Origin of the sequence: Paenibacillus pinisoli, assembly GCF_003605435.1 — a bacterium.
Lineage (GTDB): Bacteria > Bacillota > Bacilli > Paenibacillales > Paenibacillaceae > Pristimantibacillus > Pristimantibacillus pinisoli.
In genome coordinates, this window is sequence record NZ_QXQB01000005.1 from 74,616 (window position 1) to 99,302 (window position 24,687).

24 protein-coding genes are annotated in these 24,687 nt (G+C 37.7%); 5 read left to right on the forward strand and 19 right to left on the reverse strand.

What is annotated here, in order from left to right; translation table 11 throughout:
* On the forward strand, positions 1 to 123 hold the full coding sequence (locus D3P09_RS21260; protein WP_120113436.1) for a hypothetical protein: 123 nt from the start codon (positions 1 to 3) through the stop codon (positions 121 to 123).
* Positions 123 to 620 carry an AAA family ATPase gene (locus D3P09_RS21265; protein ID WP_120113437.1) on the forward strand — a complete coding sequence of 166 codons (498 nt, stop codon included), beginning with the start codon at positions 123 to 125 and terminating at the stop codon, positions 618 to 620. The genes D3P09_RS21260 and D3P09_RS21265 overlap by 1 nt, the downstream gene beginning before the upstream one ends.
* Positions 621 to 967: 347 nt before the next feature.
* Here D3P09_RS21265 and D3P09_RS21270 read toward each other — a convergent pair whose 3' ends face one another.
* The 18 genes from D3P09_RS21270 to D3P09_RS21355 all read right to left on the reverse strand — a co-directional run bounded on the left by D3P09_RS21270 (position 968) and on the right by D3P09_RS21355 (position 18,881).
* A complete protein-coding gene (locus D3P09_RS21270; protein ID WP_165867527.1) occupies positions 968 to 1,570 on the reverse strand; it encodes a GNAT family N-acetyltransferase in 603 nt (200 codons plus the stop codon).
* Positions 1,571 to 1,792: 222 nt separating this feature from the next.
* The gene (locus D3P09_RS21275; RefSeq protein WP_133305040.1) at positions 1,793 to 3,067 is read right to left on the reverse strand and encodes an ATP-grasp domain-containing protein; all 1,275 of its coding nucleotides are present in this window, start codon (positions 3,065 to 3,067) and stop codon (positions 1,793 to 1,795) included.
* Positions 3,068 to 3,291: 224 nt separating this feature from the next.
* On the reverse strand, positions 3,292 to 4,056 hold the full coding sequence (locus D3P09_RS21280; RefSeq protein ID WP_120113440.1) for a helix-turn-helix transcriptional regulator: 765 nt from the start codon (positions 4,054 to 4,056) through the stop codon (positions 3,292 to 3,294).
* Between the two features lie 170 nt (positions 4,057 to 4,226).
* Positions 4,227 to 5,189: a BtrH N-terminal domain-containing protein gene (locus D3P09_RS21285; protein WP_120113441.1), complete on the reverse strand. Its 963-nt coding sequence runs from the start codon at positions 5,187 to 5,189 to the stop codon at positions 4,227 to 4,229.
* 1 nt (position 5,190) lies between these two features.
* Positions 5,191 to 6,897, reverse strand: coding sequence for a class I SAM-dependent methyltransferase (locus D3P09_RS21290; protein WP_120113442.1), 1,707 nt, complete (start codon positions 6,895 to 6,897; stop codon positions 5,191 to 5,193).
* A 174-nt stretch (positions 6,898 to 7,071) separates the two neighbouring features.
* Positions 7,072 to 7,515 (reverse strand): MaoC family dehydratase, encoded by a 444-nt coding sequence (locus D3P09_RS21295; protein ID WP_120113443.1) that lies wholly within the window; start codon positions 7,513 to 7,515, stop codon positions 7,072 to 7,074.
* Positions 7,516 to 7,540: 25 nt separating this feature from the next.
* Positions 7,541 to 7,792 carry an acyl carrier protein gene (locus D3P09_RS21300; protein ID WP_120113444.1) on the reverse strand — a complete coding sequence of 84 codons (252 nt, stop codon included), beginning with the start codon at positions 7,790 to 7,792 and terminating at the stop codon, positions 7,541 to 7,543.
* Positions 7,789 to 8,058 (reverse strand): acyl carrier protein, encoded by a 270-nt coding sequence (locus D3P09_RS21305; protein ID WP_165867528.1) that lies wholly within the window; start codon positions 8,056 to 8,058, stop codon positions 7,789 to 7,791. The genes D3P09_RS21300 and D3P09_RS21305 overlap by 4 nt, the downstream gene beginning before the upstream one ends.
* A 2-nt stretch (positions 8,059 to 8,060) precedes the next feature.
* A complete protein-coding gene (locus tag D3P09_RS21310; protein ID WP_165867529.1) occupies positions 8,061 to 9,617 on the reverse strand; it encodes an AMP-binding protein in 1,557 nt (518 codons plus the stop codon).
* Positions 9,614 to 10,639, reverse strand: a complete 1,026-nt coding sequence (locus D3P09_RS21315; protein ID WP_120113447.1) for a hypothetical protein — start codon at positions 10,637 to 10,639, stop codon at positions 9,614 to 9,616. The genes D3P09_RS21310 and D3P09_RS21315 overlap by 4 nt, the downstream gene beginning before the upstream one ends.
* A 22-nt stretch (positions 10,640 to 10,661) precedes the next feature.
* Complete coding sequence (locus D3P09_RS21320; RefSeq protein ID WP_165867530.1) at positions 10,662 to 11,840, reverse strand: acyl-CoA dehydrogenase family protein; 1,179 nt, start codon at positions 11,838 to 11,840, stop codon at positions 10,662 to 10,664.
* Positions 11,818 to 13,140: a type III PLP-dependent enzyme domain-containing protein gene (locus tag D3P09_RS21325; RefSeq protein ID WP_243644370.1), complete on the reverse strand. Its 1,323-nt coding sequence runs from the start codon at positions 13,138 to 13,140 to the stop codon at positions 11,818 to 11,820. Before D3P09_RS21325 ends, D3P09_RS21320 begins: the two co-directional genes overlap by 23 nt.
* A 28-nt stretch (positions 13,141 to 13,168) precedes the next feature.
* Positions 13,169 to 14,611, reverse strand: coding sequence for a hypothetical protein (locus D3P09_RS21330; protein WP_120113449.1), 1,443 nt, complete (start codon positions 14,609 to 14,611; stop codon positions 13,169 to 13,171).
* A 16-nt stretch (positions 14,612 to 14,627) separates the two neighbouring features.
* Positions 14,628 to 15,008, reverse strand: a complete 381-nt coding sequence (locus D3P09_RS21335) for a cupin domain-containing protein (RefSeq protein ID WP_120113450.1) — start codon at positions 15,006 to 15,008, stop codon at positions 14,628 to 14,630.
* 18 nt (positions 15,009 to 15,026) lie between these two features.
* Positions 15,027 to 15,929 (reverse strand): aspartyl/asparaginyl beta-hydroxylase domain-containing protein, encoded by a 903-nt coding sequence (locus D3P09_RS21340; protein WP_120113451.1) that lies wholly within the window; start codon positions 15,927 to 15,929, stop codon positions 15,027 to 15,029.
* A gap of 60 nt (positions 15,930 to 15,989) precedes the next feature.
* Positions 15,990 to 17,024, reverse strand: a complete 1,035-nt coding sequence (locus tag D3P09_RS21345; protein WP_120113452.1) for an LLM class flavin-dependent oxidoreductase — start codon at positions 17,022 to 17,024, stop codon at positions 15,990 to 15,992.
* A gap of 104 nt (positions 17,025 to 17,128) precedes the next feature.
* Positions 17,129 to 17,365 (reverse strand): acyl carrier protein, encoded by a 237-nt coding sequence (locus D3P09_RS21350; protein WP_120113453.1) that lies wholly within the window; start codon positions 17,363 to 17,365, stop codon positions 17,129 to 17,131.
* Positions 17,331 to 18,881, reverse strand: a complete 1,551-nt coding sequence (locus D3P09_RS21355; RefSeq protein WP_165867531.1) for a class I adenylate-forming enzyme family protein — start codon at positions 18,879 to 18,881, stop codon at positions 17,331 to 17,333. The genes D3P09_RS21350 and D3P09_RS21355 overlap by 35 nt, the downstream gene beginning before the upstream one ends.
* 468 nt (positions 18,882 to 19,349) lie before the next feature.
* Here D3P09_RS21355 and D3P09_RS21360 point away from each other — a divergent pair, with 468 nt between their 5' ends.
* From D3P09_RS21360 to D3P09_RS21370, 3 genes are all read left to right on the forward strand, one after another.
* A complete protein-coding gene (locus D3P09_RS21360; RefSeq protein ID WP_120113455.1) occupies positions 19,350 to 20,369 on the forward strand; it encodes an ABC transporter ATP-binding protein in 1,020 nt (339 codons plus the stop codon).
* Complete coding sequence (locus D3P09_RS21365) at positions 20,366 to 21,166, forward strand: ABC transporter permease (protein ID WP_120113456.1); 801 nt, start codon at positions 20,366 to 20,368, stop codon at positions 21,164 to 21,166. Before D3P09_RS21360 ends, D3P09_RS21365 begins: the two co-directional genes overlap by 4 nt.
* Before the next feature lie 80 nt (positions 21,167 to 21,246).
* Positions 21,247 to 21,972 carry an ABC transporter permease gene (locus D3P09_RS21370; RefSeq protein WP_243644372.1) on the forward strand — a complete coding sequence of 242 codons (726 nt, stop codon included), beginning with the start codon at positions 21,247 to 21,249 and terminating at the stop codon, positions 21,970 to 21,972.
* Between the two features lie 1,420 nt (positions 21,973 to 23,392).
* Here D3P09_RS21370 and D3P09_RS21375 read toward each other — a convergent pair.
* Positions 23,393 to 24,103 (reverse strand): polysaccharide deacetylase family protein, encoded by a 711-nt coding sequence (locus D3P09_RS21375; RefSeq protein WP_120113458.1) that lies wholly within the window; start codon positions 24,101 to 24,103, stop codon positions 23,393 to 23,395.
* Positions 24,104 to 24,687: the final 584 nt, after the last annotated feature.

Here is a 24,687-nt window from a genome sequence, read left to right on the forward strand (position 1 = left end):
ATGAAGTACTTGCACGAGAAATACGACCATAATTATGAAGACTTCGCAAGTGGTAGGGTACTGTACAATGCCCACGGCACAACTTCGTTTCCTGTCAGACTAGCCAGTGAAATCACTCACTAATGGAGAAAAAAATACCTCTATTTATTGTAACTGGTTCGAGTGGTTCTGGAAAAACCTACGTTATTAATGAGCTTCGAAAAATATTACCTGATTTTGATATCTTTGATATCGATAATCTCCGCGAAGTGGGTATTTCTGACGAGCAACAAATACGAGAGGTTTGGCTTAGGGTTGCGCGAAATACAGCTGAAAGTGGAAGGATGACATTAATATGTGGAGCAGCAATGACATGGGATATTGAAAAATGTGTTGACTATCCATATTTTAAGCATGTATATTATTTGAATTTACATTGTAATGATGAAACCCGTGAGAAGCGATTACGTGAAAGAAATTGGCCAGAAGAAATGATTCAAGACTATAAGGAATTTGCAAAATGGTTGATTGATAATGCAGATAAAGAATATAGCCCACAAATGCCTATTGTCGATACTACGATTGCCGACGTAGCTGATGTAGCAGCTCAAATTAAGGAATGGGTTCTACAATACACATGAACTTAATTCAATAGTTTCAGTAAAAGATGGACAGCTAGCCCGCAGCTGTCCATCTTTATTTTAACTAATAATTGCCTCATCAAATTGATACAATAAAATGTGAGTGGGCAAGTAGGGAAATGACGGCATACGTCAACGAGCAAACCGCGATCTTGTCATTTATAGGAACGCATTCTTGACATCCGACAAGACCAAAACCAGTCGTGGTAAGGCTTTGAGTCTAATTGTATACATATGTACAAAATACGAGTTTTGTGAAAAAGTCTGAAGTGAAATTACGAAAATGAACTTTAGATCCTCATCTTAGAAATGTCTCCATGATGACTCGAGATTTGTGAACATGTAAATTAATTTATCTCTTCCTTCTTCATATAGCGTTCTAATCTTGTTTTTACATCTTCCCATTCTGTATTAAGAATGCTGTACAAGTTTGAGTTACGCAAGTAACCATCTGGCATAATCATGTCTTGTCGCAGTACTCCTTCGAACTGCGCTCCAATTCTAAGAATAGCGCGAATGGATCGTTCATTTCTTGAATCAGTACGGAATTGAATACGTACTAAGTTTAATTTTTCAAAACCATGTTTCAGCAATAAGAATTTACACTCCGTATTAATTCGTGTTCGCCACACCTTAGGATCTAACCAAGTTCCACCTATTTCAAGTTTTCTATTTTGTAAAGATATTTCCATATAACTTGTACTACCAACAATCTCATTTGAGCTTTTATCAATTATTACAAATGGATATCTTAATCCTTGCTCTTTTGACATTATCCAATTCCTCATTGTCGTATGCAAGTCATCTTGGTTATTAATTATTGATGGACTGTACGTCCAAATATCGCTATGATAACTTGCCTTAAATAATCCATCCAAATGCTCAAGTGACGCCGGTAATAGCCTGACTCGCTCACCTTCAAGAGATAAGTTATCTTTAAATAAAGTCACCACAATCTCTCCTCTCTGAGTTAAATAAACTGGATAAGAATAATAAGCCTACAAAGAAAATACTTTGTTGGGGCACGGGGAGAATTTCGCATTTTTCGATTTATGAGTAATATATGGGGAAAATGGTTTTTTGTAAGAATCTTGATGCATTTAGTGTAAAACTTACAATGCATTACACAGATAACCAAACTTTTGTTCTTGAAAATTACTTTGTTACAATACTTATTGAACTTCGTCAGGATGAATCTGTGTGCCATGAAGTTTGTGCAAACAATCCATCATACATTGAATTTTCTCCTGATTATTCCCATAAAACAAAATAAAAATGCGATAAATCGTTTTATTATCATCCGGTATAGTGTAGGATGCAAACGTGTAAATCAAAAAGTGATTAGATGTATCAGGTCTTAACCTTTGTTTCAACATTGTATAGACCTCATTGAATCTATACCTATGTTCAGATCCAAGATTAATAAAACTGCTTATCACATAGCTGTAATCATGAGATAAATAATCTACCATCGGAAGAATATAGGTTACCTGAGTGAATCTAGCGTTGATTTCAATAATGGGGTATAATATATCATCTTCCCCAATGATCGAATCCACACCACATAGACCGTTATATCCTAGGTCCCTTAAGATACTACCTAACCGTAGAATTTCATCACTATATTGCTGAATAATTCCCGAATCATGTCTCGGAGTGAAATTTGTGCCCAAATACATACCGTTAGCATCTATTTTTTGTTCAGTGATTGCTAATACGAGAACTTTTTCTCGATCAATCCATAATTGACAGTTTAAATTATTCCGAACTGGATGCCAGCCTTCCAATAAAAGCTCAAAAGAATGATTACGTCTTGAAATAAATCCTATAATCATTTCAAGAGACTTTTCGCTATCGATGACTTTAAGTCCCTTTCCTGAAGATCCGTATGGTATTTTAATAACCATATTCTTAAATCCCTGATCCCTTAAATTCTTATATGCACATCTTAATGCCTCACTGCTATTGCAGAAGAACCCTTTAGTCACCTGAAATCCATGTGACTCGGCTAATCTTCTCGTCTCAAACTTGTTATTAATACGTTTTATCAAATTAATATCTGAGCCGAACAGTTTTATAGAGGATTTATCTGAATGATACGAGCTCAACTCCTCCGAAACAATGTATGGTATAAGCAAAGAAGGATCAGTGTCCTTAAAGGCAATGCGATGTACATCCCCCCATGGCAGGATTTTGGGAATATTCACCCCCTCTTCAGACAAATAATCCATAAATTCTTCTTCAGGTTGATGACGAAAAAACAAAGTATCCTCTGGTTCTGCAATAAAAAGTAATTGTTGTTCTTGCTGTTTCACTAACTCCAATTGATGTAGATCATGTACTGAAGGAAAAAACGAATAATTGTTCCATTGTTGCTCTTGGTTAATATTGTAATACCAATATTTTCTTGTATGGTTCATACCAAATAATTGCTTCGGATTAATCACTATTGTATCACCAATCTTTTGTGAATTATAAGTACACTAACACTCATTTGGATTGTTTATTCTTCCGAATCAACCTGTCAAGGGTTTTCAAAATATCTGAAATTAACTATAGTAAACTAACGCTTCTATAAACAGTTATTATTTATAACACATATTCGTAGTGTTCTGTAGCGTTAACCACTCATACGCAAACAATCATTTGTTCCTTAACTCAGGTGCTCTGTCTAGAAGAGTTGTTGATTCCTATACTCTGAAGGAGTTAGATTATAATATCTTTTGAAATAGGCGCTAAATTGTGAACTAGATATGTATCCGAGCTGATTAGCAATTTCAATAACAGGAATATTACTAGCGGTGAGAAGCTCCTTAGCTTTCTTCATTCTTAGATACTGCACATATCTCATAGGTGAAATACCAAATACTTTGGAGTATGTATTACTCAAATAGATGTGGTTACAATGAATTAATTCCGCTAATTGGTGAAGAGACAATTGTTGTTCATAGTTTTTACGAATAAAGCGATGTATAAGGATTAATCTGGGATCAATTTTTCCAATGATCTCTTTTCCATGGGATGGGCTAGAGTTGTTACTAATTGTCGTTAAAACCATCGGAATCAAGATCGAGAGGCTTTGATATAGTTGTGAAGGGGACACGACATTGTCAAACAAATCAGTTATGTCTGAATATATATCACTACTTCTAGATCTTTCTTTTAAAATGAATGTTTTTTGTAAAGGAACATTAGGATTCAAACGAAAAATGACACCACGCACAGATGTTACTTGTGCACTCATATTAACCAATTTAAATCTCCTGCCGACTACAATATTACTAGATTCTAAAGCATCGCTATTTTGTCCCCACTTCACGACAAGGTTGCCCATACTTTCAAAATACGCGCAATCATCGTTTTTTTGACCCCATTGCAAAGTATGCCCTGGTGCAATTAATTCATTAATCTTTATGCAGCTGATGGTTAGTGTCATATTACCATCCTTCACTAGCTTTGCATCTATGTTCTTTAAATCTTCACACTGTAATCGAATGACCTTGAACTATTCTTGAATAGCACATGTAAAAAATTAATAAATTACGTATATTATACCAAGTTTTGTGGCGTTTATCAACATCCTAATGATGAGGCACCACACGTTCTTTATTTCTGGGTATCGTTCAAATGCAAACATTTCTTTGCGAAAGCTAACTCAGCTGGTTCCACTCTTTTCTCAAGAAGGTCAAAACACGATGTAGGCAACCGATCATATTGATCAAGTTTGACAGACAATACATATGCAAAAGTGCTGACTTGGTTCCATGGCTTTACAATGGTTTCATAAAACTCATTTATTAAACTAACGGTGTTCATTTTGCTGTCAATATAGCTCATCCACTTATGATAATTGACCCTAGCTCTTGCTGTTAGCCAGCATGAATAGACAAACTGATCCAAATACTCCCGAGACATAAATCGCTCTTTATAGTAAGAAGAGAATTTACTGATAGTTTGTTCTTCCCCTACTTTTTGTATAATTCTCTCACTATTGATGTTCATTATTATTTCATTACCCAAAGATGTCTGTGGACCGATTTTATTTAATAGGTAATAGCTCTTTCTTTTTGTTGTTTGAAGTTTCTCAATTGCCTCGATCAGCACAGTAAGAGATATTTCTTTCTTCTGACGGTGTATTGTTCCCCATGGAGTTAAGTTCTGAAAAGCGTCGATAATTGCGATCTTTTTTGTTGCAGAGTTTATTCCGGCAATAATTATCGTATGCTCGTGATGCTCTCTTGAATAATAATGAAGCCAGGGCATATAAAAGGCATCGCCAAATACAATTAACGGATTTCCTTGTGCTAGAAGATCGGTAATCGTACTAATGTAATCCCCTTCTCTAAATTTTTTCTCAGTTAATTCGAATCCTGCATAAGATATTCTTTCTGGGAGTGCAAGGTAATCTAATTTAGGCACAATTGGCGTCACAGCCGTTTCATCTGCTATAAAATCAAAGTACCAAGTAGAAGCAAAAATATGATCGGCATTTAGAATTCCACCATGATGTAGAAGCACTGCAATATTATCGTGTATGCAGTCCAAGTTGCTTGTGTCAACGCCATCCATGCTAATCTCCAATTGAGATAGAATCACCCGCTTCACACTCCTTTTTTGCTTTTTCACTAATGAAACAAATTAGATCAATTTTATCAATAAAATAGTCTTCATCACGACATACCCCATATTTCGATACTTCTTGCCGCACGGCATCTATCCCTTTCTCAATCACCGCATCGCTAAATCGATGGAATCTGGGGAACGTTCGGTCTTTAAACGTTTGAACAAAATCTCCGAGGAACATTTTCTTTTCGAAACTTGCCAGACGTTCTTTACGTGTAGTAATTCCTCTACGCTGCATATGAAGAAGCATTTTTTTGCGAGCATCAGCATAGTTTTTGGTAATGTATGGTTCGTTTATGATTTTACTCACTGTATGATGAAAAATATTTGTTAAACGAGTTTGAAGTAAATCTTCTTGCCAAAATTCATTAATTCGTATAAACAAACCATCCGGCTTTAACATACTAAAAATTTGATCAACAACTCTGAATGGGTCCAGAGCAAATTGAATTGCGCTGTTCTCAAAGATAACATCATATTCATCAGGACACAATTCAACGAGTTTCATCATATCACCATGAATTAATTTGGTGTTCATGTGCCCCTTTTTGTCAATTTTACTCTTTAGGAAATTAAGCATAGGCAAGGAATATTCGATTCCAACATATTCCTTTGCAAATGGCAGCACTTCCATTGTAACTCTGCCCGTACCTGGACCTAATTCCATAATTTTTTTATTTAACATTAACAACTGCCCTAATTTTTGAAAGCCGATCTGCATTTCTTGAGGTACAGGACGATTTTTATCATATGTACTTGCAATTTCGACGTCATACAATAAAAGGTCAGTACGACCAACTTCTTTATAGCTGTTCCAACCAAAGCGATCTTTCATAAACCTTTGTATAGCATCAACCTTATGGCGCGGATAAGCACTATACAAAACATCATAATCAGACAATAAGATCGTAAATATTTCAAATAATCGCTTAACCGCCTCACCAATCTTCACGCTATCACTTCCTGAGTCATCTTTCTCCAGAAAGTCCTGACTATAAGTATTCATAAATAATTTTTTAATCTCTTCATGTAGATAGATTTCAATTCGATTATTATCAAATATGTTTCCACACTTAGAGATTATTAGACTCGCATTGAGTAAGCAGCTTCTCATTTTTTCAATAGCAAGTTGAATTACAAATAAATCATTTCTTCCCAGTCCAGCTTCTATCGTTTTGAAAGCTCCTAAAAACCCATCAAAATACCGTACTAGTTTTTCCTTTATCCTCTCTTGATCTTTCCAATGGCTAATGAGTTTATAAGGTGAGGTTTTGCTGAGTACGTCCTCAATATCAACATTACGGTCTTTTAAATCAATACATTTATATGGCCGAGTTGTTTCATCCTGAACAATGAATATATGAAACCACACGGAATCCTTATATAAACCGAGCATTTGATGAATTTTTGATGTCGTTAGGTTTTCTTCAATAATGACGATCCCTAAACGATTTAGTAATGAAACACTGTCATGATTTTTTAGTTCAAACGCAAACTTAATGTATAAGTTAACGTCTGAATATGAATCATAAGTCCCCTCGACTAAGCTACCAGCCACCCAAGCTTTTGAAATGCAGGGATTATCCTGAACATGGCCATATAAGTCACAAAGTGCAACCTTAAATTTCATAATGGATTTATTTTCGATATCCATATGGATCCCCTTTTTATAAAGTTGTTTGTTTATCTTTCCCGCTCACATCTTCCAGAATGCCTTGGAGCAGTTTAGTATGGCCTCAAAAGGAGAAAATAATTGTACGACATCGGGATAACTTACCCCGATGCCATACTTTACAGCGGTAATGTATTAATGGTTTTCTTGTCAGCTTCACCTACTATTTACAACCATAACGTGTTCACATGTCATAACGATTTCTTTATCCTGATTTATCAACTCGACATATTCCGTTATAACGCCAGTTTTCTCTCGTAATGGATTCACTTTTTTATCTTTTAACAATACTCTTGCATATAGGGTATCCCCGATAAAAACCGGTTTCCGAAAACGGATGTGTTCAAAACCAATAGAATAGAGAATTAAAGGGTTAATCTCTATCACAGAAAGTCCAATTCCGATGCTAAACACAAGCGTTCCATGTGCAATTCTGCGTTTAAATTCACGATCTTTGCACCAATCCTCATTCATATGATGAGGATAAAAGTCTCCTATTTGTCCTCCATGAATTACAAAATCCGCTTCAGTTATTGTTCTTCCATAAGATATTTGTTCGGCGCCAAGTTCGTATTCTTCGAAATATTTATCCCTGTACATTTAATGCATCCTCCCGATCAACCCTTTACACGAATAGTCGATTACTAACGTTATCCACGATACGTTCAATTGAAGAATAGTTTTGTAACAACAACTCATCGTCAGCGAATTCGATGTCAAACATCATTTCAAGCTCAACAACAAGCGAAACCGACTTAAAGGAATCTAATCCGAGCATTATTAAGTCTTCTTGCGGTTCAACGTTTCTATTCTGATCCAACTCTAATATCTCTATAACTTTCTGCTTTATTTGATTTTCAATTTCTTCTCTTTTCATTTTTGAACACTCCTTAATTGAATAGTGTATAGCACATCAGCGATAGTCTTCGGTGTACGGAACGTTTCAGGTACAAGCACTTCCGGCGGTACCGCATTGCCGAGTACTTCCTCAATATCGCCTATAAGACCTACAACAGAGAGAGAATCATAAGCAGGCAAGTCGGATAATAACGTATCAGCTGTAACAGGTTGATTCGATTCGAAAGATTTATTAACAATATTGCAAATTTCTTGTAAAAGATGCTCGTAAATCAATTTTATCACCCTCATCTCTTAGTGATATCATAAATGGCTTGGTACGAAATATCCTTCAAATCCATTCTTGAAACTTTCCCACCACTTGTCCTAGGTAAGCTATCGTGTACAATGATTTCCTTTGGATTCATGTAGTTGAGCATTTGGGTTTGGCAATATTGGCGTAGCAATTCTAACTTATTCCCTGCATCTCGAAACACGATATGAGCAACTAACAGATGAGAATATTCCGAATGCGGTACGGCTACTACCGCCGCCTCGACAACTTCCGGAAATCGCAGCAACGCTCTTTCTACCTCGCCCAATTCAACCCTAAATCCCCTGGTTTTTATGAGAAAATCTTTGCGTCCTGCAAAATGCAATCTGTCATGTTCGTCCCACCATCCATAATCGCCGGTGGCAAAGCATACATATGTTTGACCGTTCATATCTAGCGATTGATCAAATTTTTTATTCGAATCTAATAAATTTAAATAACCCGGAGAGACAGAAGGACCAGAAACCCAAATTTCTCCTTCCGTATTCGGATTCTCTATAACTTTTTTATTTTCATCTACAATAAATATTTTTGCTCCAGATATCCTGTCCCATTTATGACCGATCGGGATATCACTTTTCAAGTGTTCCCCAGGTTGCACAATATGCGACGTTATAACATTTGTTTCTAGCGGCCCATACATGTTGTAAATAATTGCACCAGGTGCAATTTTCCTCAGACCCAATAATACGTCGGGAGACAATGTTTCGCCTGCGGACAATATATGTTTTAATTCAGGGAGCCCGGATTCCCTGACAGAACTTCTTTTTATTAGTGATAAATACGCCGTTGGAACCGTATATATAACAGTAATGCTGTTTATATTAAGAAAACGGTAAATCGCTTCAGGCATTATCGAGGTAGCCTCTTCTACAAGGAATAACGTGCAACCGCCTCCTAGACCGACAAAGATATCGAACAAGCTTAAATCGAAATGAAAAGGTGACAACAACGCAATTCGATCTTCCGACGTTAATGAAAAATAGTCCAATGCCCATAAAATAAAGACATTCAGGTTTTCATGTGTGAGCATAACTCCTTTAGGTTGTCCGGTAGAACCAGAAGTATATAGAATTAATGCCAGTCCATCGTCCTCTACATTGTTTTGTATATAGACAGCAGGGTCTGCGACAGGAATATCTACATTTAGAAAATGATAAAGATCAATCACGTTAGGGATCGCGGTTTCTGGATCGACCCAATACTGCTTTGTCTTGTCATCGATGAACACCAAATCTGCTTGACTATCATTTGCAATAAAATGAGCCCTCTCCCTTGGAGATTTAGGATCGATAGGAACATATATAATCCCCGTCATTATACAGGCATACATCATAATTAAATAGCGATCCGACTTGTGCATATGCAAACATATCCTGCTCCCTTTTGTCACGTGACTAGACAAAATAGTTGCCGCACGCACACACTCTTTGTAGAGCTCTGAATATGTGTAATGCTTGTCATTCCAACAAAGGGCAATATGATCGGGCTGTGTAAGTACTCGTTTATAGAAAACTTCTAAAGAAGTCATCTCTTTTCCTCCCCTAACAAAACTTGTCCGAGTAAATGATTCAGCTTTTGGGCATGAGTGTTTTCTGCGAAGGAGATTTTCTCTGAAAGCAACCTGAAACATATGTCTGGAACTACTTCATACTTGTGAATAGATCGGGATAATACATATGCATAAGCACTGACATTCTTCCAAGGCTTTACTACGGTTTCATGAAATTCTTCGATCAGTTCCTTTGTCATAAGAGGTGACTCAATATCACGCAACCACTTGTGATAACAAGCTCTATCTCTTGCAATTTTATTGGTAGACGATACGAACTTCCGAGTATACCTTGGATCTTTAAAGTGTGATTTATAAAAATTAGCGTACTTGACAACTGGCTGCTCATCTTCGATCTTCAGCATATACTCTAAGTTGGTTGTTATTTTCTTTTCATTATTAATAAAAGGAATAGTATCCTTTCTGCTTAAATAAAAATAGCTCATCGGTTTAGGTCCGTAGTAACTCATTGGCTTTGTCGTCTGCAGCATCTCAATGCTTCGGATCATCACGTCAATGTCGACCTCTGTCCTCTGCGGCGCAATTTCTCCCCATGGAGTTATTATTTTTAAAGCGTCGATTATCGTTACCCGCCCAGTATTCGTATTGATTCCCGAAACAATAAAGCTGTGCTGATTATGGTCATTCTCATAATATGTGAGCCAGGGCATATAATAAGCATCACCGAGTACGATAATCGGAGTGTTATTCAACAAATGATTCGTAATTATTTCTTTGTAATCACCATTTGTAAAACTATCTTCATGAATCATAAATCCTGTTTCAGTGTATATTCTATCTTTCAATGTTAAGTAATCTAATTTGGGTAATAAATTAACGTCTTGATCGCAAAAATCAAAGTACCAGGTAGATGCAAAAACACGGTTTGCGTTCTGGATCCCATTATGATCAAGCAGGACTGCAATGTTATCTTCAAAACAATCTAAAAATTCCGTGTCTACAGGTTCGAAATTAACATCCACTACGATATTCTGATCCATTTCTTTAAACATCCTCTCTGCTTCATACCCAACGCATTCGAACAGGAAGAACTTGTAATACTTTCTTCCCGATTACTTCCTTCAATAAATCTTCCGCTGGCGGATGAAAGGTCGCGGCCCTTATGTCTCTATGCAGCCGTTCCAACAGATGCCCCTGGCTCAAGGATCTCATCCCAACGATTTGCATAGCAGACCAAATAATTTCGTTGACAGTCTTAGTCACAAACTGCTTAGTCACAAGTGTCTCGATATATAAATCATTCTGATTTGTTCCCTCTTTCAATAATTCATCCGCTAACTTGGCACAGTACGTAATTTGAGATCGACAGACATCCAGCTTAATTTTTAGATCGGCAACCGCAAATTGCACGCCCGGTAGAAATGATATCGGACGATTTGATATATGATCCTTTTGCGTATGCACGACGCTCTTTATATATTCATAGGCAGCAACTGCCATTCCATAATAAACAGATACTTGCGACAGTCTAAACCAATATATAAGATCCTGTGTGTCATCTATACCGTAGCCTTCTCGTCCAATCACCATTTCGTTTGGAACGAATACATTTGTAAATCGTATGTTATGACTAGCTGTCGTACGCATTGCATTCAGGTTCCACGTATTTTGTACTTCAATGCCGGGATCGTTAATTCGGCACATCATTGCGGAAATCCCATACGAGTATTTGTTACTGCTGTCAGTCACACAATAAATCGGCAAATAGCTAATTGCTGGGCTCCCTGATACAAATCTTTTCTCGCCATTTACAATAAAGCCACCTTCGACTTTTTCACCTTTTAAGTTAGTTACTTGCTGAATGTCTCTTTTATCTTTCAATAGTAGAATATTAGGATTACTAATGGATGCCATGAATTTGCCATTATAAGCAATATCCCTTAAAACTTTCTCTTTCATTGTTTCGGAAAAAATTTTCTTGAACCCTCCCAAAGAATAGTAATGCATCGCAAGAGAAAGGGTTGTCTGTCCGCATCCCATTGCTAAACGTGACAATAATTTCGTTGTTTCCTCAATACCTAAGTCCAGTCCTCCATATTGCTCTGGCAAATTAATAGCATGCAAATGGTTTTCAACAATCAGGTTATAATTTTCGAAAGGAAATTCGCGGGTTTCGTCAAAATGTCCAGCACGGTCCGCAAAAATACCGCTAACACTATCAACCAATTCCCATAACTTCATTTTTACTCCGCTTACCATCTGGCACCTCGCTTTTCAACTCTTGAAAGTCCATTACTTGATTTAAAAACAAATCACACTCCGTACCTCTTTGTCGAATCACAATAATCTCATTTTCATTAAGCAATAGTTCCCAAGGTGTTGCATGACCTAGAAACTGTTGCGGGCTGTACGCCAGTCCGTACGCGCCCGATTTGAACCAAACAATTCTATCACCCGGTTCGGCGGCCGGAAGGTCTACACCTAACGCCATACAATCCTCAGGCGTACAAAGTACTCCTGTAATGTTGACTCTCTCTGACAGAGCAGCCTCATGACGTTTACTACTGGATATGAGCTTCAGCGGAAAGTTGTTTCTCATTGTTCTCCCCCGAAAAGTGGAGGAAACATGGTGATGCATACCGCCGTCCGTAACGAGGAAAGTTTGGCCTTTTGATATTTTTTTATATAATATAGTAGCGACATAAATACCATAATCAGCTAATAGGAATCTTCCGCTTTCGATAATGAATTTGGTATCTTCGTTTATTTTCGTGTAGTCAATTATCAAAGCATTGATTTCCTCAAGAAGCTTTTTTATATCCAGCGGTTGCTCGTGAGGAAAATATGGTACCCCAAATCCCCCTCCGAGGTTGATGAGGGTAGAGGTAAATCCATAGGTTTCCTTAATCAAGCTAGCCAACTCTATCGTATACTTCATAGATTCGACTATTGTTTCACTTAATAAAATTTGAGTACCCAAATAAATATGAATCCCCAAAAACTTCAAGTTATGCAATGACGTTAGTGACTCGAAAAAGACATTAAGCTGCGATTCATCCACACCGAACTGCCGTGGATTACCTCCCATGCTTATTGTAGGTTTTTTAGCTTTGAAATCAGGATTAATCCTCACCGATACTGGAACTATTTTTTCTTTTTTTGTCGCGATTTGCGATATAATATGCAGCTCGTCAATAGATTCAACATTAATGCTTCTAATCCCGATGTCTACTGCTGTCGTCAAGTCATTCACTGTTTTTCCAGGGCCAGACATAATTATTCTGTCCGGGGAAAAACCTGCCTTCAGTGCTAAGGTTAATTCTCCACTTGACGCCACCTCGACTCCGCTGCCCGCTTGCTGAAAGAGATTGGCGAGATATATGTTGTTGTTTGTCTTTAATGAAAGATATATGTTCACCGAGTCATGCAAATTGCTAAATAACCACTCATAATTCCCCATTAATTGGCTTTGATTATATAAATAAAAAGGCGTTTGGTATGCAGCGCATGCTTCCTGTATCTTTTGCTCTGACCAATCCACTTTCCATCCCTACTCTCAACTATTAATACTAAAGAATATGGATGCCGCTCAAGACTTCCTCGTTTCTCAGCGCGGCCCAATCCATATATATATTGGCTTGTTGATTTAACTTTAAGAGATCGTACTCGGATTTACTAATAGTTACTCTACTCCAATATTGATTTTGATTCCCGTTCTTTTGCACGAACAGTAGAGCATCAAGTCCATCCGCATCCCACGAAATGGAAATATTTTGTTTAATCTCTTCAAGCCAATCTATATCTTCCAAAACAGCGAAAATTAGATGACTAGAGTCTTCGCTAATATTATCGAGCATTTTTGAATCCAGAAGTTCTGGTTTAATTCTCCAAAAGTTGGCTATCCAAACCCTTACAGCTCTTCGCATCCCGTGACTGATACTCGGTGAGAAAACGATTTTAACTTTACTTGACCATAATGGATTCTCACATGCTCCCAATGGTCCGATAAAACCTGCTGGCTCTTTTAGTAATGGAGCCACCTCTTTGATCCATAATAAGCATAACTCTCTTAATCTCATGCCCTTTAAGGCGGGTTCTAATATTTGGGAGAACCAGTCGATTTGGAATCTTCCTAGCGAATAGTACCATTTTCTTTTTTCCTGATATGCATGTTCGCCCCCAACCTCTTTTTCACACATCAATCTGGTAGCAAAGACCAAATTATCGATTGCATAGTCATACCAGTCTTTATACTCGGATATTACGAAGTTTGAGATGTCCACTTTAACGATATTCGCTTCTTTTAATAAACCATAAGCATCCCCCAACAAGCCGCTATCTATGGGTTCGTACCCATCCATTTTTCTTGTCCAATATGAGCGGGCAAGAAAATGCCAAACACCGTTGCGAAACCATTGATTCCAATTCGGATAATTGGTGGCTGTGTCTTCGTTAATGGGACCCGTACATCCAAAAACTAATGTCATATCGTAACCATCTGAGAATTCCAAAAATCCTGTCTGACCTCGCGGAGCAGGAAGCATAAAGACACTTGGAATAAGATTAAGTTGAATACTATTCCCTTCGAGTAGTTTATGAAGGTATGAAGTTTCCCAAAACAAGCTTCCGTTGTACAGGTTTTTGATTTTATCCAGCCTAATACCATACTGCTCATACATAATATCTAGCTGCCCCATTACTCGATTGTTGAATTGAGGGTTACGACTAAGCGAATAAAGTGGACCAAGCTCCTCGTTATCGTAATTTCCAGATATGAACCCAAACTGTAGAACCCTATAAAGGTTCCAACTCTTCAAAGCATTCTTCAATAAACAATACTCGGATGGCTCAATACACTGGTCAATAAATTGTTGTGTTTGCGCTTTCCCGACTACAGGCTGTCGGGGACCCGGTTGTTCATCAAGTGACTGCTCTATGCGCCAGACTGCAGCAACGGCTTCTACAAATGGTGAATAGGTTACGGTCTGTCTTGGAATATCAATAGAATTCATTCACTCCCCCCTTACTTTACTCAGGCAACAAATGCGTATTTAAATGCTTAATAAGTCTTTCATTAGACTCCCACCATATGGATAACAAGATCATTCCATCTTCATTCTTACCTGTATTACTAATGTAATGCTCACAATTAGGCTTTAAATATATAACATCCCCCTCCGATACTTGATACGTTGTATCGGAGTCTATGTGCACCATTCCCTCACCCTTAGTAATAAAAAGCAACTCGGCGACCCGATGAGAATGCTTTGTTGAGATTTCACCGGGTAATAGTCTTGCCCAAGCCGAACCAAACGGGGCCATGTCCCGGTTTTCAAGTAAAGGAAATAAATGTTGCAACTTTATTCCATAATCGTCAACCCAACTATGTTCATCCCTTGTAAGCAGCAAATTATCCACTCCTCTCAATCAAATTACTGTTAGACTACTAACCTCGGGCCATTCGTAAATCGAAAATCTTTCGCCCAACGTTCGACTCTCGATTGCAAACCTCCGCAAATCCTTCGCTTTGTTTATGATTGCGATATCTTCAGATTTTTCTGCAATCCGAATCATCCAGTCGAAACAGGCTTCAATTGGTACTTTTTTCTGAAAATGCACCTTTGCCAAAAGAAATATCATGTCTCTAAAATTATACCGGGAGACAATTTGGGAGAGTGACGAAATCAAATTGTTCTCCATATTGATATCAGGTTCTTCCAAACTAGCAATAAACGGTGTGTATCTGCCTGGATTGTAATTTTCTTTATTGACAAAAACATCGGCAGGGTTAAATAAACCTGGAAAAGCGTAGTCCAAACAAAGCATAATTCTGCTATTCGTTGAAAAATTTGCAGCGGCATGATAAATAGCTGCATCAATAAACCAGACTTCGCCTTTTCTCATTCTGAACACATGATCTCTGTCGGAATGAAATGCATATTCATTATCTTCCAAGGGTATTAGCAATCTGAAGTAATTATCTTTTGGCTTATCAAGTTCAACAAAATCAACATGGGGAATAACCATTCCGTTGACCAAATTTCTTGTACGAACCATTTTTAAGTTGTCTAGTGAAAAATTTTTTTCTAATAATTCACTAATGTAAGGTAGTTGTTCTCCATAAGCCGTCTTTTTTAATGGATCGTTGTGGTCCTTGTACATTGTGTCGTGGATATCGCTTGAATAGCTCCATAGCGAGCAATTTTGCCATATACCAATACTGAATTCATCATACTCCTCTTGTATAAGAGGAAACTTCTTATGTGTCTTAAGATCATTGCTCAACTTATGTTCATCAATGATAATTTTTCCAATAATACCAGTAGGCATAACATAGATCCTCCAATCATTTATTGTTTATTGATACAGCCCGGTTCCATAACGAAATGTTTAGAGACAGTTGTGAAAATACGAGACGATCTCTTCACTTATATATCCGATTTCTGATCCCGTATCCGTGCTGGCTAGTATGAAGTTACTAAACCCTAATTCCAGATATCGTTTTAGCGAGTTTCGAACCTCCTCAGTTGAACCTACAAGAAACGGTACACTTCCAGTTTTACCAACCGAGATGTTAGACCACAAGCATGTATCGTGTACACCTCCTTCCAGTGCCAATGCCATCATTTTCTTTTGACCAACTGAATCCGAGTGAATATTTACAAGCTCAATAAGACGTCTGGAGTTAGAACGATCTTGAATTGTTGCATTGGCGGCTTCAATTGCCTCCTGCTTGTTTTTTCTTACGATAATATTCACTCGGAGGGAATAATCCAGAACTTTATCATGTTGCTCAAATTGTAGTAACTGTTGTTTAGTAGACTCAATAGGCTGTGCCCACATTAAGTAAAAGTCGCCGAATGATTTTGCGACCTTAACAGCATCAGCAGAAGCTCCGGCTATATAGAATTTAGGATGAATCAAGTCGGGTATCTTCGGGAATAAAGTTGCATTTGTTATGTTGTAAAACTGTCCATTAAAGCTATAAGGTTTGGTTTCTTTCAGGAGATTAGATATTACCTCCATATACTCATAGGTTCTCCTGTACCGTTCTTCATGCGAAAGACGGCATCCTTCTTTTGCTAGCTCCAGGGTAGATCCCCCTGTGACTATATTGAAATCGGCTCGCCCTCCGCTTAGCTGTTGAAGCGTGGCGATCATACGCGCAGTATAAACAGGGGCAATAAATCCAGGTCTAAGTGCAATAATGGGTCTGATCTTCTGAGTCTTCGATATGATTTGCATAGATAACATCCAAGGGTCATATGAATTTGAATCTGCCGGTGTCAATATAGCGTCAAACCCCATATTTTCGGCGATTATGGCACTGTCGATAATATCATTTAGGCTTAAATCGCTTCGTAGTCCGTTAGATCCTGGCCCATAGTTGGGACAAAACCAAGAGAAACATGGCTGTCGTAACATCACGAATATCCCTTCTTCCCAACTCTCTATGAAAACTAACAATCACAATAATTCATAAAGTGTTCAAAATAATCTAACTAATTAATAAATCGTTAGAAACATCCTTAAGGTTGGATAATAAATCCTGCCAATGAGTAAACAGATAAGTCATCAACCATTACCACTAATTTTTCTAAATCCACTCCGAATTCAGACTCAAGATATACTACGAATTCCATAAACGCCAACGAGTCGAAACCGAGGTCCCCAAACAGTCTGGAGTCGCTGTTTATTGATATATTGCTGCCTTTTATCTGTTTAATCGCATTAATTATTCGCTGTTCCGCTTCGTACTGATTCATTTCCTCTCTCCTTTATATAGTTCTCCGTTAATAGCCTCCGGTCGATTTTTCCGGAGGTGGTCAGAGGGAATTTTTCCATAATAAATACTTCTTCAGGTTGTTTCCATGGTTCAAGTAATAACTGACAGCTCTCAATGATACTTTGCATCAAATGTTCCTTGTCCACATGGGGAGATGTGCGCGCAAACAGAATTATCTTCATCCCATCCCGAGGATTCGGAACACCTATGGCTATCGCATCAGCCACTTCAGTGAAATTATCAGTTACCGAATTCTCGATCTCCAATGGGTCAATTCGATAGCCCTTGGACTTAAACATCTTATCTCGTCTGCCAACGTAATATAAATAACCTTCATCGTCGAGATAACAAATATCTCCTGTTTTGAGGAGCCTTACCCCATTATCCGTTGTCAAAAAAGTGTCCTTTGTCTCTTCTTCTCTCCCCCAATAGCCTGCGCAGATATGTTGCCCTTCAACAACAAGTTCTCCTTCAACAAAAGGAGCACAAAGTTGACCTAAGTCATCCACTATTCTCACTGAGGTTCCACGCAACGGCAATCCGACAGAATTGGGCTTTCGCTGTAAATCTGCTGGCGGCAATATAGATACTCTCTTGCACTCCGATAGACCATACATCAAATACACTTTGGATTGAGGGAACGTGCTTTGCAGTTGCTGTACGAGATTGGGGGGAAGTGCATCTCCGGTGTTTGTCACATAACGAATGCTTTCGAAAGTTTCTTTTTTAGAAAGGAGGAAATACGCAAACAAACTTCTAAGCCCAGGAAGACCTGTTATCTGTTCTGTTCGCAACAGGGTTGAAATCTCTACTGCGAACTTTCTAGAGTCTCTCAAATATAATGTTGCCCCACTGCTGATCGTCAAGAACAGCTGATACAAACCATAATCAAAAGACAAAGGTAGATAGCTTAACACTCTATCATCATAACCATGCATCAAAAACTGATTAATTGCCTTGGTAGAAAATAATATATTGTTTCTTGTACTGATAATTCCCTTTGGGCTGCCAGTACTTCCTGAAGTATAAATTAGCGCTAGATGTTCTCCCTCATTCAACGGAGCATTGATGTTTTCAATCCGAACCCAATCCCAGAGGGATGTCCAACTCCGCTGCTGTTCCGTAACGTTATTATTAATATGAACTGCTAATTTTATTTTAATTTGTAAGTCATCTTCTATATAATGATCAGCGACAATTATTTGAGCTCCTGAATCTGACAATATCTGCTTTAGTTTGGGGACAGGTGTCCTTGGGCTAATACATACAATCATGCCACCAGCTCTAATCACACCGAAAATAGCTATTACTGCTTCAAGGGTATTGCTTAAATAAAGGATCACTCGATCACCACGGTGCATCCCATTTGAACGACACGAATTGCAAAATGCTTGCACGTAATTAAATAACTGTGAATACGTGACTTGATATTGACGTGTATTCACTGCCACCTTTTCAGGCCATAACCTTGCTCCGCTTTCCAACCATTCCGACACGTACATTCCCCGAAATCACCTGCCCGCATTCTATTTTTTTCATATTCTGTATGCCATTACCTCAACAACTGAATTAATACCTGAAATAAGTGGAGAATCCGTTTCTAGGAAACGGTTATGTCATGTAGTTCTATCTGGGACTGCTTTGCCAGACCAAGATGGAAGGGCTCCCCACCGATAAGTTGATTCAAACGAGCAAGTCTTGTTACAAGTAATGCCGATCTGTATATTCGCTGTGAAGATCAATTGGAAAACAAGGCGTTCGGATTGCTTTTGTCCATAATGAAAGCAAGATGGGATGACAACACGAACTCAGGTATTATACTACTTAAACATCTTTTGTAAATCAATACTATAATAGGTTTAAATTAATAATTAAGTACTATATGTAAAATTGAGTATATCATTAAGAGTCGTATCCTTTTATAATTAACTAGTATTCTAATCTAACCTCGAAGGAGGACCTACATGTCTTTAATTTCAGTCAATAATTTGACTAAGCAATTTCAACGCCCAATACGACAAGAAGGATTCACTGGTGCTGTAAAGGATCTATTCCACAGACAATATGAATATAAAACAGCAGTTAATGATATTTCCTTTCAAATCAATCAAGGTGAAATTGTGGGGTATCTTGGGCCAAATGGAGCAGGAAAGTCGACCACTATTAAAATGATGGTTGGAATTCTAGTGCCCACTGCGGGGAGTGTTACCGTTAACGAATTGATTCCTTATAAAAATAGAAAAATCCATGCGAAGAACATCGGAGTCGTTTTTGGTCAACGCACGCAACTTTGGTGGGATATTCCAGTTACCGAATCCCTTCTACTTATGAAATACATGTATAAAATTCCGAACGATCAGTATCGTAAAAATATTGAGCTATTCTCAGACATATTGGATCTACATGAATTTAAAAATACAGCCGTACGCCAGTTAAGTCTTGGTCAGCGGATGCGTGCCGATTTATGCGCTGCACTGTTGCATGATCCCAAAATCTTATTTCTGGACGAACCGACAATAGGACTCGATGTTGTTGTTAAAGAAAAAATCCGAGAGTTTATTAAAGAAATCAACAAAGTCAGACAGACAACTGTCGTACTAACGACACATGATATGGACGACGTTGAAAAATTATGTTCCAGGGTTATTGTTATTGATCATGGCCAAATCATGTATGACGGTAATATTTCACACCTTAAGGACAAGTATGGATCGGACGAAATTATAACAATTGAACCAGAACATAATCATGACTTGATTAGTCTAAGAGACAAACTATTATCGTTAAACGTTATGGATACCAAAATAAAAGATTTAAAACTACAGATTACTTACAACAAAGGTGATATAAATTCCATGCAGATATTAAGTAAGATTATGAGCGAATCTTCAATCATTGACTTTACGATTCAGCCATGTGAGATAGATGAAGTTATACGGAGAATGTATACAGAGAATTCGTTAAAAGGAAAACTAAAAATATGAAACTATATCTACGGATGTTAGGAAACTCATATCAACAGAATATTGCCTACAAAGCTAATGTATTGATGAATTTGATGGGCCAGATTCTTGGTTTATTCATACAAATCTCAGTATGGGTCGCATTATATGGTGGAAGCCAAGGTGTCAATTCAAATATTGGTTTTGTTTCTATTCAAGAAATGATTTACTATGTGATCTTGAGTACAGGAATATCTATGATCATAGGTAATCAGGTCATTGAACAAATGGATGGGAAAATAAAATCAGGCATTATAGCCATGGATTTAATTAAACCAATGAATTTTTTCGTGAATATTCTCTGTGAAACTTTAGGTAATAATTTCTTTCGTATTACATTCCAATTAACACCACTTATCTTAATCGGTTTTTTTATATTTGATATGACTATTCCCTCTTTCACTAATATGATGCTATTTATTATTTCATTAATAAACTCTTTCATTCTTAATTTCATTATATCTTTTATCCTAGGTATTATCGGTTTCTGGTATTTATCAGTTTGGCATTTTAGCCGATTACTGGAGGATGTGGTACGGCTTTTCGGAGGTATCTGGATACCTTTATGGTTTTTCCCAAAGTCGTTAGTCGTAGTATCGAGCTTTTTGCCATTTCAATATATTTACTATGTCCCCATTAATATTTATCTAGAGAAACTATCCCTTAACAAATCATTCGAAATGCTCACAAGCCAATATATTTGGATCCTTCTGCTCAGTGGATTAACTTATGTATTATGGAGAAAAGGAATAAACTCGCTTGTTATTCAGGGAGGATAACCATGCATTATATCCAATTATATTCTAGATTCATATTGATTTACTTGAAGACACGTCTAGAATACAGGTTTGCATTTTTTATGGATATTCTAATTCAAATAATCACTTTTTTTGTGATGTTTTTAGGCCTTTGGATCATGCTTAATCATTTTCAAACGATACGTGGCTGGACCTTTTATGAGGTGTTGTTTTTATACAATCTGAATATCCTTTCCCACGGCATTAGCGGGATGTTTTTTATGTCGCCTATGAGGCAATTGGAAGCAATGGTACAGAATGGAGAATTTGACGGCATTCTTACACGCCCAATAAATCCCCTCCCGCTCTTAATCTTTAAACAGTTCCAGCATGCCTATATTGGCCATGTCCTTTTAGGTATAGGTTCTCTTATTTTATGCATAAATAAACTTAATTTGGAATTGTCTGGCTTGAATATCGTCATGCTTATCCTTGTATTAATCGGGGCAACGTTGATTCAATCGGCAATTATGATAATGACCGGATGTGTAAGTTTTTGGTTTGTAAAAGCAACCTCATTAAGCAATACAATTATTTATGATTTAAGACGTTTCCTTAATTACCCTCTCTCGATCTACAACAAATTCATTCAATTTTTATTAACATTTGTAATTCCTTATGGTTTTATTAACTTCTATCCGTCCCTACTATTTTTAAACAAAGAGGGAGAAGTACTTTTTACGGCCAGTTTTCAGTATGGTACCTTGATTGTTGGTCTGCTTCTTTATATGCTCTCGATAACTATTTGGTCGGTTGCGGTGAACAAATATCAAAGTACGGGTTCTTAAACTATCTACTACCTACTCGTTTGTTTTGGATATATCTGAAGAGATTCTAGAGGGGGTTTGAAACTCCGGATGGTGCAGATTTTCCGAATATAAGTTCCAGGCAAGGAGTTTTTTGCTGGTATACGGAGTACGTCACGCAACAGATAGCAATAAGGAGGTGCAAGATTCTAATGTAACAACGTAAATTTGATAAAAGCTTTATTTTAACCTGAATTACGAAAGTCTCTAGAATCAGTGTTTGAGAAATAGTGACTTTTAATTCCCAACCAAATTTATGGAGAAATGAGCAGTCGCCTTTCCTATATGAAGTAGGAACGGGAGTATTAAAAACAAATTAAACTACATATAAAATTCTTCTGATGGTCGACAAAGCGCAAATTCGCCAGTCCGAGGTAGGAAACATTAGTTTTACCCGCAAAAACTAATGCCCTCTAACTCTTCCTAATTTACGGATGACGAAGATACTTGTAGCCTGCCTTCTCAAGTTCGGCAATCTGCCTGTTCCTCGTTTAATAACTCGATAACTCGACCGATAAAGATATGCGGGACGTAGAACTAGTTGGCTTGATCGGAAACTAGGCAGTCGTTCTCCAACGATCGATCGGCTGCCTATGGTTGGTGCAGGTGGTTATCAAAGCCTTTCTGTACCGACGAGCGTAATGAATTGTTTCGCAAGAAAATCTACCGTCTTTATGTGCACTGCCTTCACAAAGCTGAACTTTTATGTGATACCCTTCTCGGCTAAGTTAATCGAAGATCGGAGTGTTGCCGAAAGTTCCCTTATACGTAAGAAACGCTTTCTTTGTCCGTACCAGAGTTGTCAAAAGCGATACGTCAAAGCCTCGCGAAATGAAGGTATGTTTACCCTTGATGCCCCCGGTTGCCGCGACATTTACGTTGCGGATCTTGCCGGCAGATTACAATTAGCAACTTCAGCGTCTAGACGCTAACGAATAGTAATGCTCGATGGCACTTTTCGAATGCCTATACATGTTTGATACACTGAATCTTTGCGTAAGAGCATGATCGAAATCGCTATGCCTTGTCAAAGCAGATTGAGATAACTCTTCATGACAATCGAGTTTCAATGTATCGGATACTCCATTCTCTTCACGACAAATCGATTAAGACGTTGCGGCAATTGTGTATGGGAAAAAGACGCACCAACCAAGGCGAGCCCTGCATACGTCGTCGAAAAAAAACATTAAATTGGGTGGAGCTGATTTTTACATTCACCTCACAGTTGACAGTAGAGAATCATCGATTATCTAACATGTCGTGATCAGAGGTTTTTGCTTTCATCTTCACGCGTTAGCACGGATTCAATCGCTATTGAAGAGCGTCAAATTCGGGAATTGGCTACACTTTGCGATAGAAGCCTTTAAGTATCAGGTAATATTGAACCTACTAGGGAATATGATTATTCTGATGAATTCCCCTTTGTTGTTGATAAATTGAGTAATTCACTAACCGTTATAATACTGTAACCTTTTTTAAGTATAACAGGTATTACTTCCCTTATTGTTTGTACCGTTTGATCTCTGTTTCCTCCACCGTCGTGAAGCAGAATAATTGCACCGTTTTTCAAATGTCGAGTTATTGTGTTAACCATAATATCTACGCCCGGTAGTTCCCAATCTTTTACTAACATAGTTCTCGACCATAATACAAACTTATATCCCAATTTTCGAACATTCTCTACTGTATCAGCAGAAAAGACTCCGTAGGTAGGTCTGAATAATTTACACTTCTCATTTTCTATAACAGAAGCAATTTCAGTTTCTGTCCGAAGCAGTTCCGATAGGAGCTCTGATTGAGAGAGGTTATGCAATTCGGGATGTGAAAAAGTATGATTAGCGATTTCATGGCCCTCTTCAATAATCCTTCGAGCCACCTCTGGAAAATAACTTACAAATTCGCCTAGAACAAAAAAAGTAGCATGAACATTATGTTCTCTTAAGATGTCAAGAATTTGAGGAGTATATTCAATACTAGGCCCATCATCAAATGTTAGACAAACATATCGTTCTTTATCGTTCAATCCAGTTACCTCAGTAATAATTTGTACATCTAAGTTCATTTCGAGTTTTTGGTCATGACAGAACTTGCGATAGTCTATTATTTGATTCATTTACTCTTCTCCTTATCTCTTTTTTTATAATAATGTACTCTCTAAAAATACCGGCATAAAAGAAGAAACAAACACCAATAAGCATCATATTCCCCGCAATAGGCATCTCAATAATAAACGTAAATGACAGATGCAACACTTGCAGAATTACGTCCGGGTTATGAACCGACTCATTAAGCAAGTCCAGAAAGTTGCCCTCCTATGCCACACAAAGTTCCAAGGATAAAAGCAGTAAGGACAAACAAAAATCCTCTCCATTGCAAAACTAGTTCGTAGTCGTAATCAGCAAATGCCATTACTGATTTGGTAGCACAAAATAACGGAAGACGTAAATGTGTAAGTTGAATAGACAACTGAGACCATACGAGACATAGGGAAACGACTGTCACTATACTCAAATTCAAGCTAACCACCGCGGATACCTTAACCCTAAAACTTCCGAGGTAAGCACAAAAATTATACGGTACTCTTAACATTCCAAACCAAACCGGATCGAAGCCAGACACAATCGAGAAAGACAAGGTAATCCGGTAGACGATGATTTGCCGAGTCCGCAGTTGAGCAATATATCAAATGATTCTGTA

Coding starts and splice junctions, on each gene's coding strand:
- D3P09_RS21300 (WP_120113444.1), bottom strand. CDS start 7,792: ATGAAAAGAGAAGAAATTGAAAATCAAATAAAGCAGAAAGTTATAGAG.
- D3P09_RS21320 (WP_165867530.1), bottom strand. CDS start 11,840: ATGAAGTTATGGGAATTGGTTGATAGTGTTAGCGGTATTTTTGCGGAC.
- D3P09_RS21370 (WP_243644372.1), top strand. CDS start 21,247: ATGGATATTCTAATTCAAATAATCACTTTTTTTGTGATGTTTTTAGGC.
- D3P09_RS21310 (WP_165867529.1), bottom strand. CDS start 9,617: ATGACTTCTTTAGAAGTTTTCTATAAACGAGTACTTACACAGCCCGAT.
- D3P09_RS21295 (WP_120113443.1), bottom strand. CDS start 7,515: ATGTACAGGGATAAATATTTCGAAGAATACGAACTTGGCGCCGAACAA.
- D3P09_RS21260 (WP_120113436.1), top strand. CDS start 1: ATGAAGTACTTGCACGAGAAATACGACCATAATTATGAAGACTTCGCA.
- D3P09_RS21345 (WP_120113452.1), bottom strand. CDS start 17,024: ATGTTACGACAGCCATGTTTCTCTTGGTTTTGTCCCAACTATGGGCCA.
- D3P09_RS21360 (WP_120113455.1), top strand. CDS start 19,350: ATGTCTTTAATTTCAGTCAATAATTTGACTAAGCAATTTCAACGCCCA.
- D3P09_RS21290 (WP_120113442.1), bottom strand. CDS start 6,897: ATGGATATCGAAAATAAATCCATTATGAAATTTAAGGTTGCACTTTGT.
- D3P09_RS21365 (WP_120113456.1), top strand. CDS start 20,366: ATGAAACTATATCTACGGATGTTAGGAAACTCATATCAACAGAATATT.
- D3P09_RS21285 (WP_120113441.1), bottom strand. CDS start 5,189: ATGGATGGCGTTGACACAAGCAACTTGGACTGCATACACGATAATATT.
- D3P09_RS21330 (WP_120113449.1), bottom strand. CDS start 14,611: ATGAATTCTATTGATATTCCAAGACAGACCGTAACCTATTCACCATTT.
- D3P09_RS21350 (WP_120113453.1), bottom strand. CDS start 17,365: ATGAATCAGTACGAAGCGGAACAGCGAATAATTAATGCGATTAAACAG.
- D3P09_RS21340 (WP_120113451.1), bottom strand. CDS start 15,929: ATGCCTACTGGTATTATTGGAAAAATTATCATTGATGAACATAAGTTG.
- D3P09_RS21375 (WP_120113458.1), bottom strand. CDS start 24,103: ATGAATCAAATAATAGACTATCGCAAGTTCTGTCATGACCAAAAACTC.
- D3P09_RS21280 (WP_120113440.1), bottom strand. CDS start 4,056: ATGACACTAACCATCAGCTGCATAAAGATTAATGAATTAATTGCACCA.
- D3P09_RS21315 (WP_120113447.1), bottom strand. CDS start 10,639: ATGGATCAGAATATCGTAGTGGATGTTAATTTCGAACCTGTAGACACG.
- D3P09_RS21265 (WP_120113437.1), top strand. CDS start 123: ATGGAGAAAAAAATACCTCTATTTATTGTAACTGGTTCGAGTGGTTCT.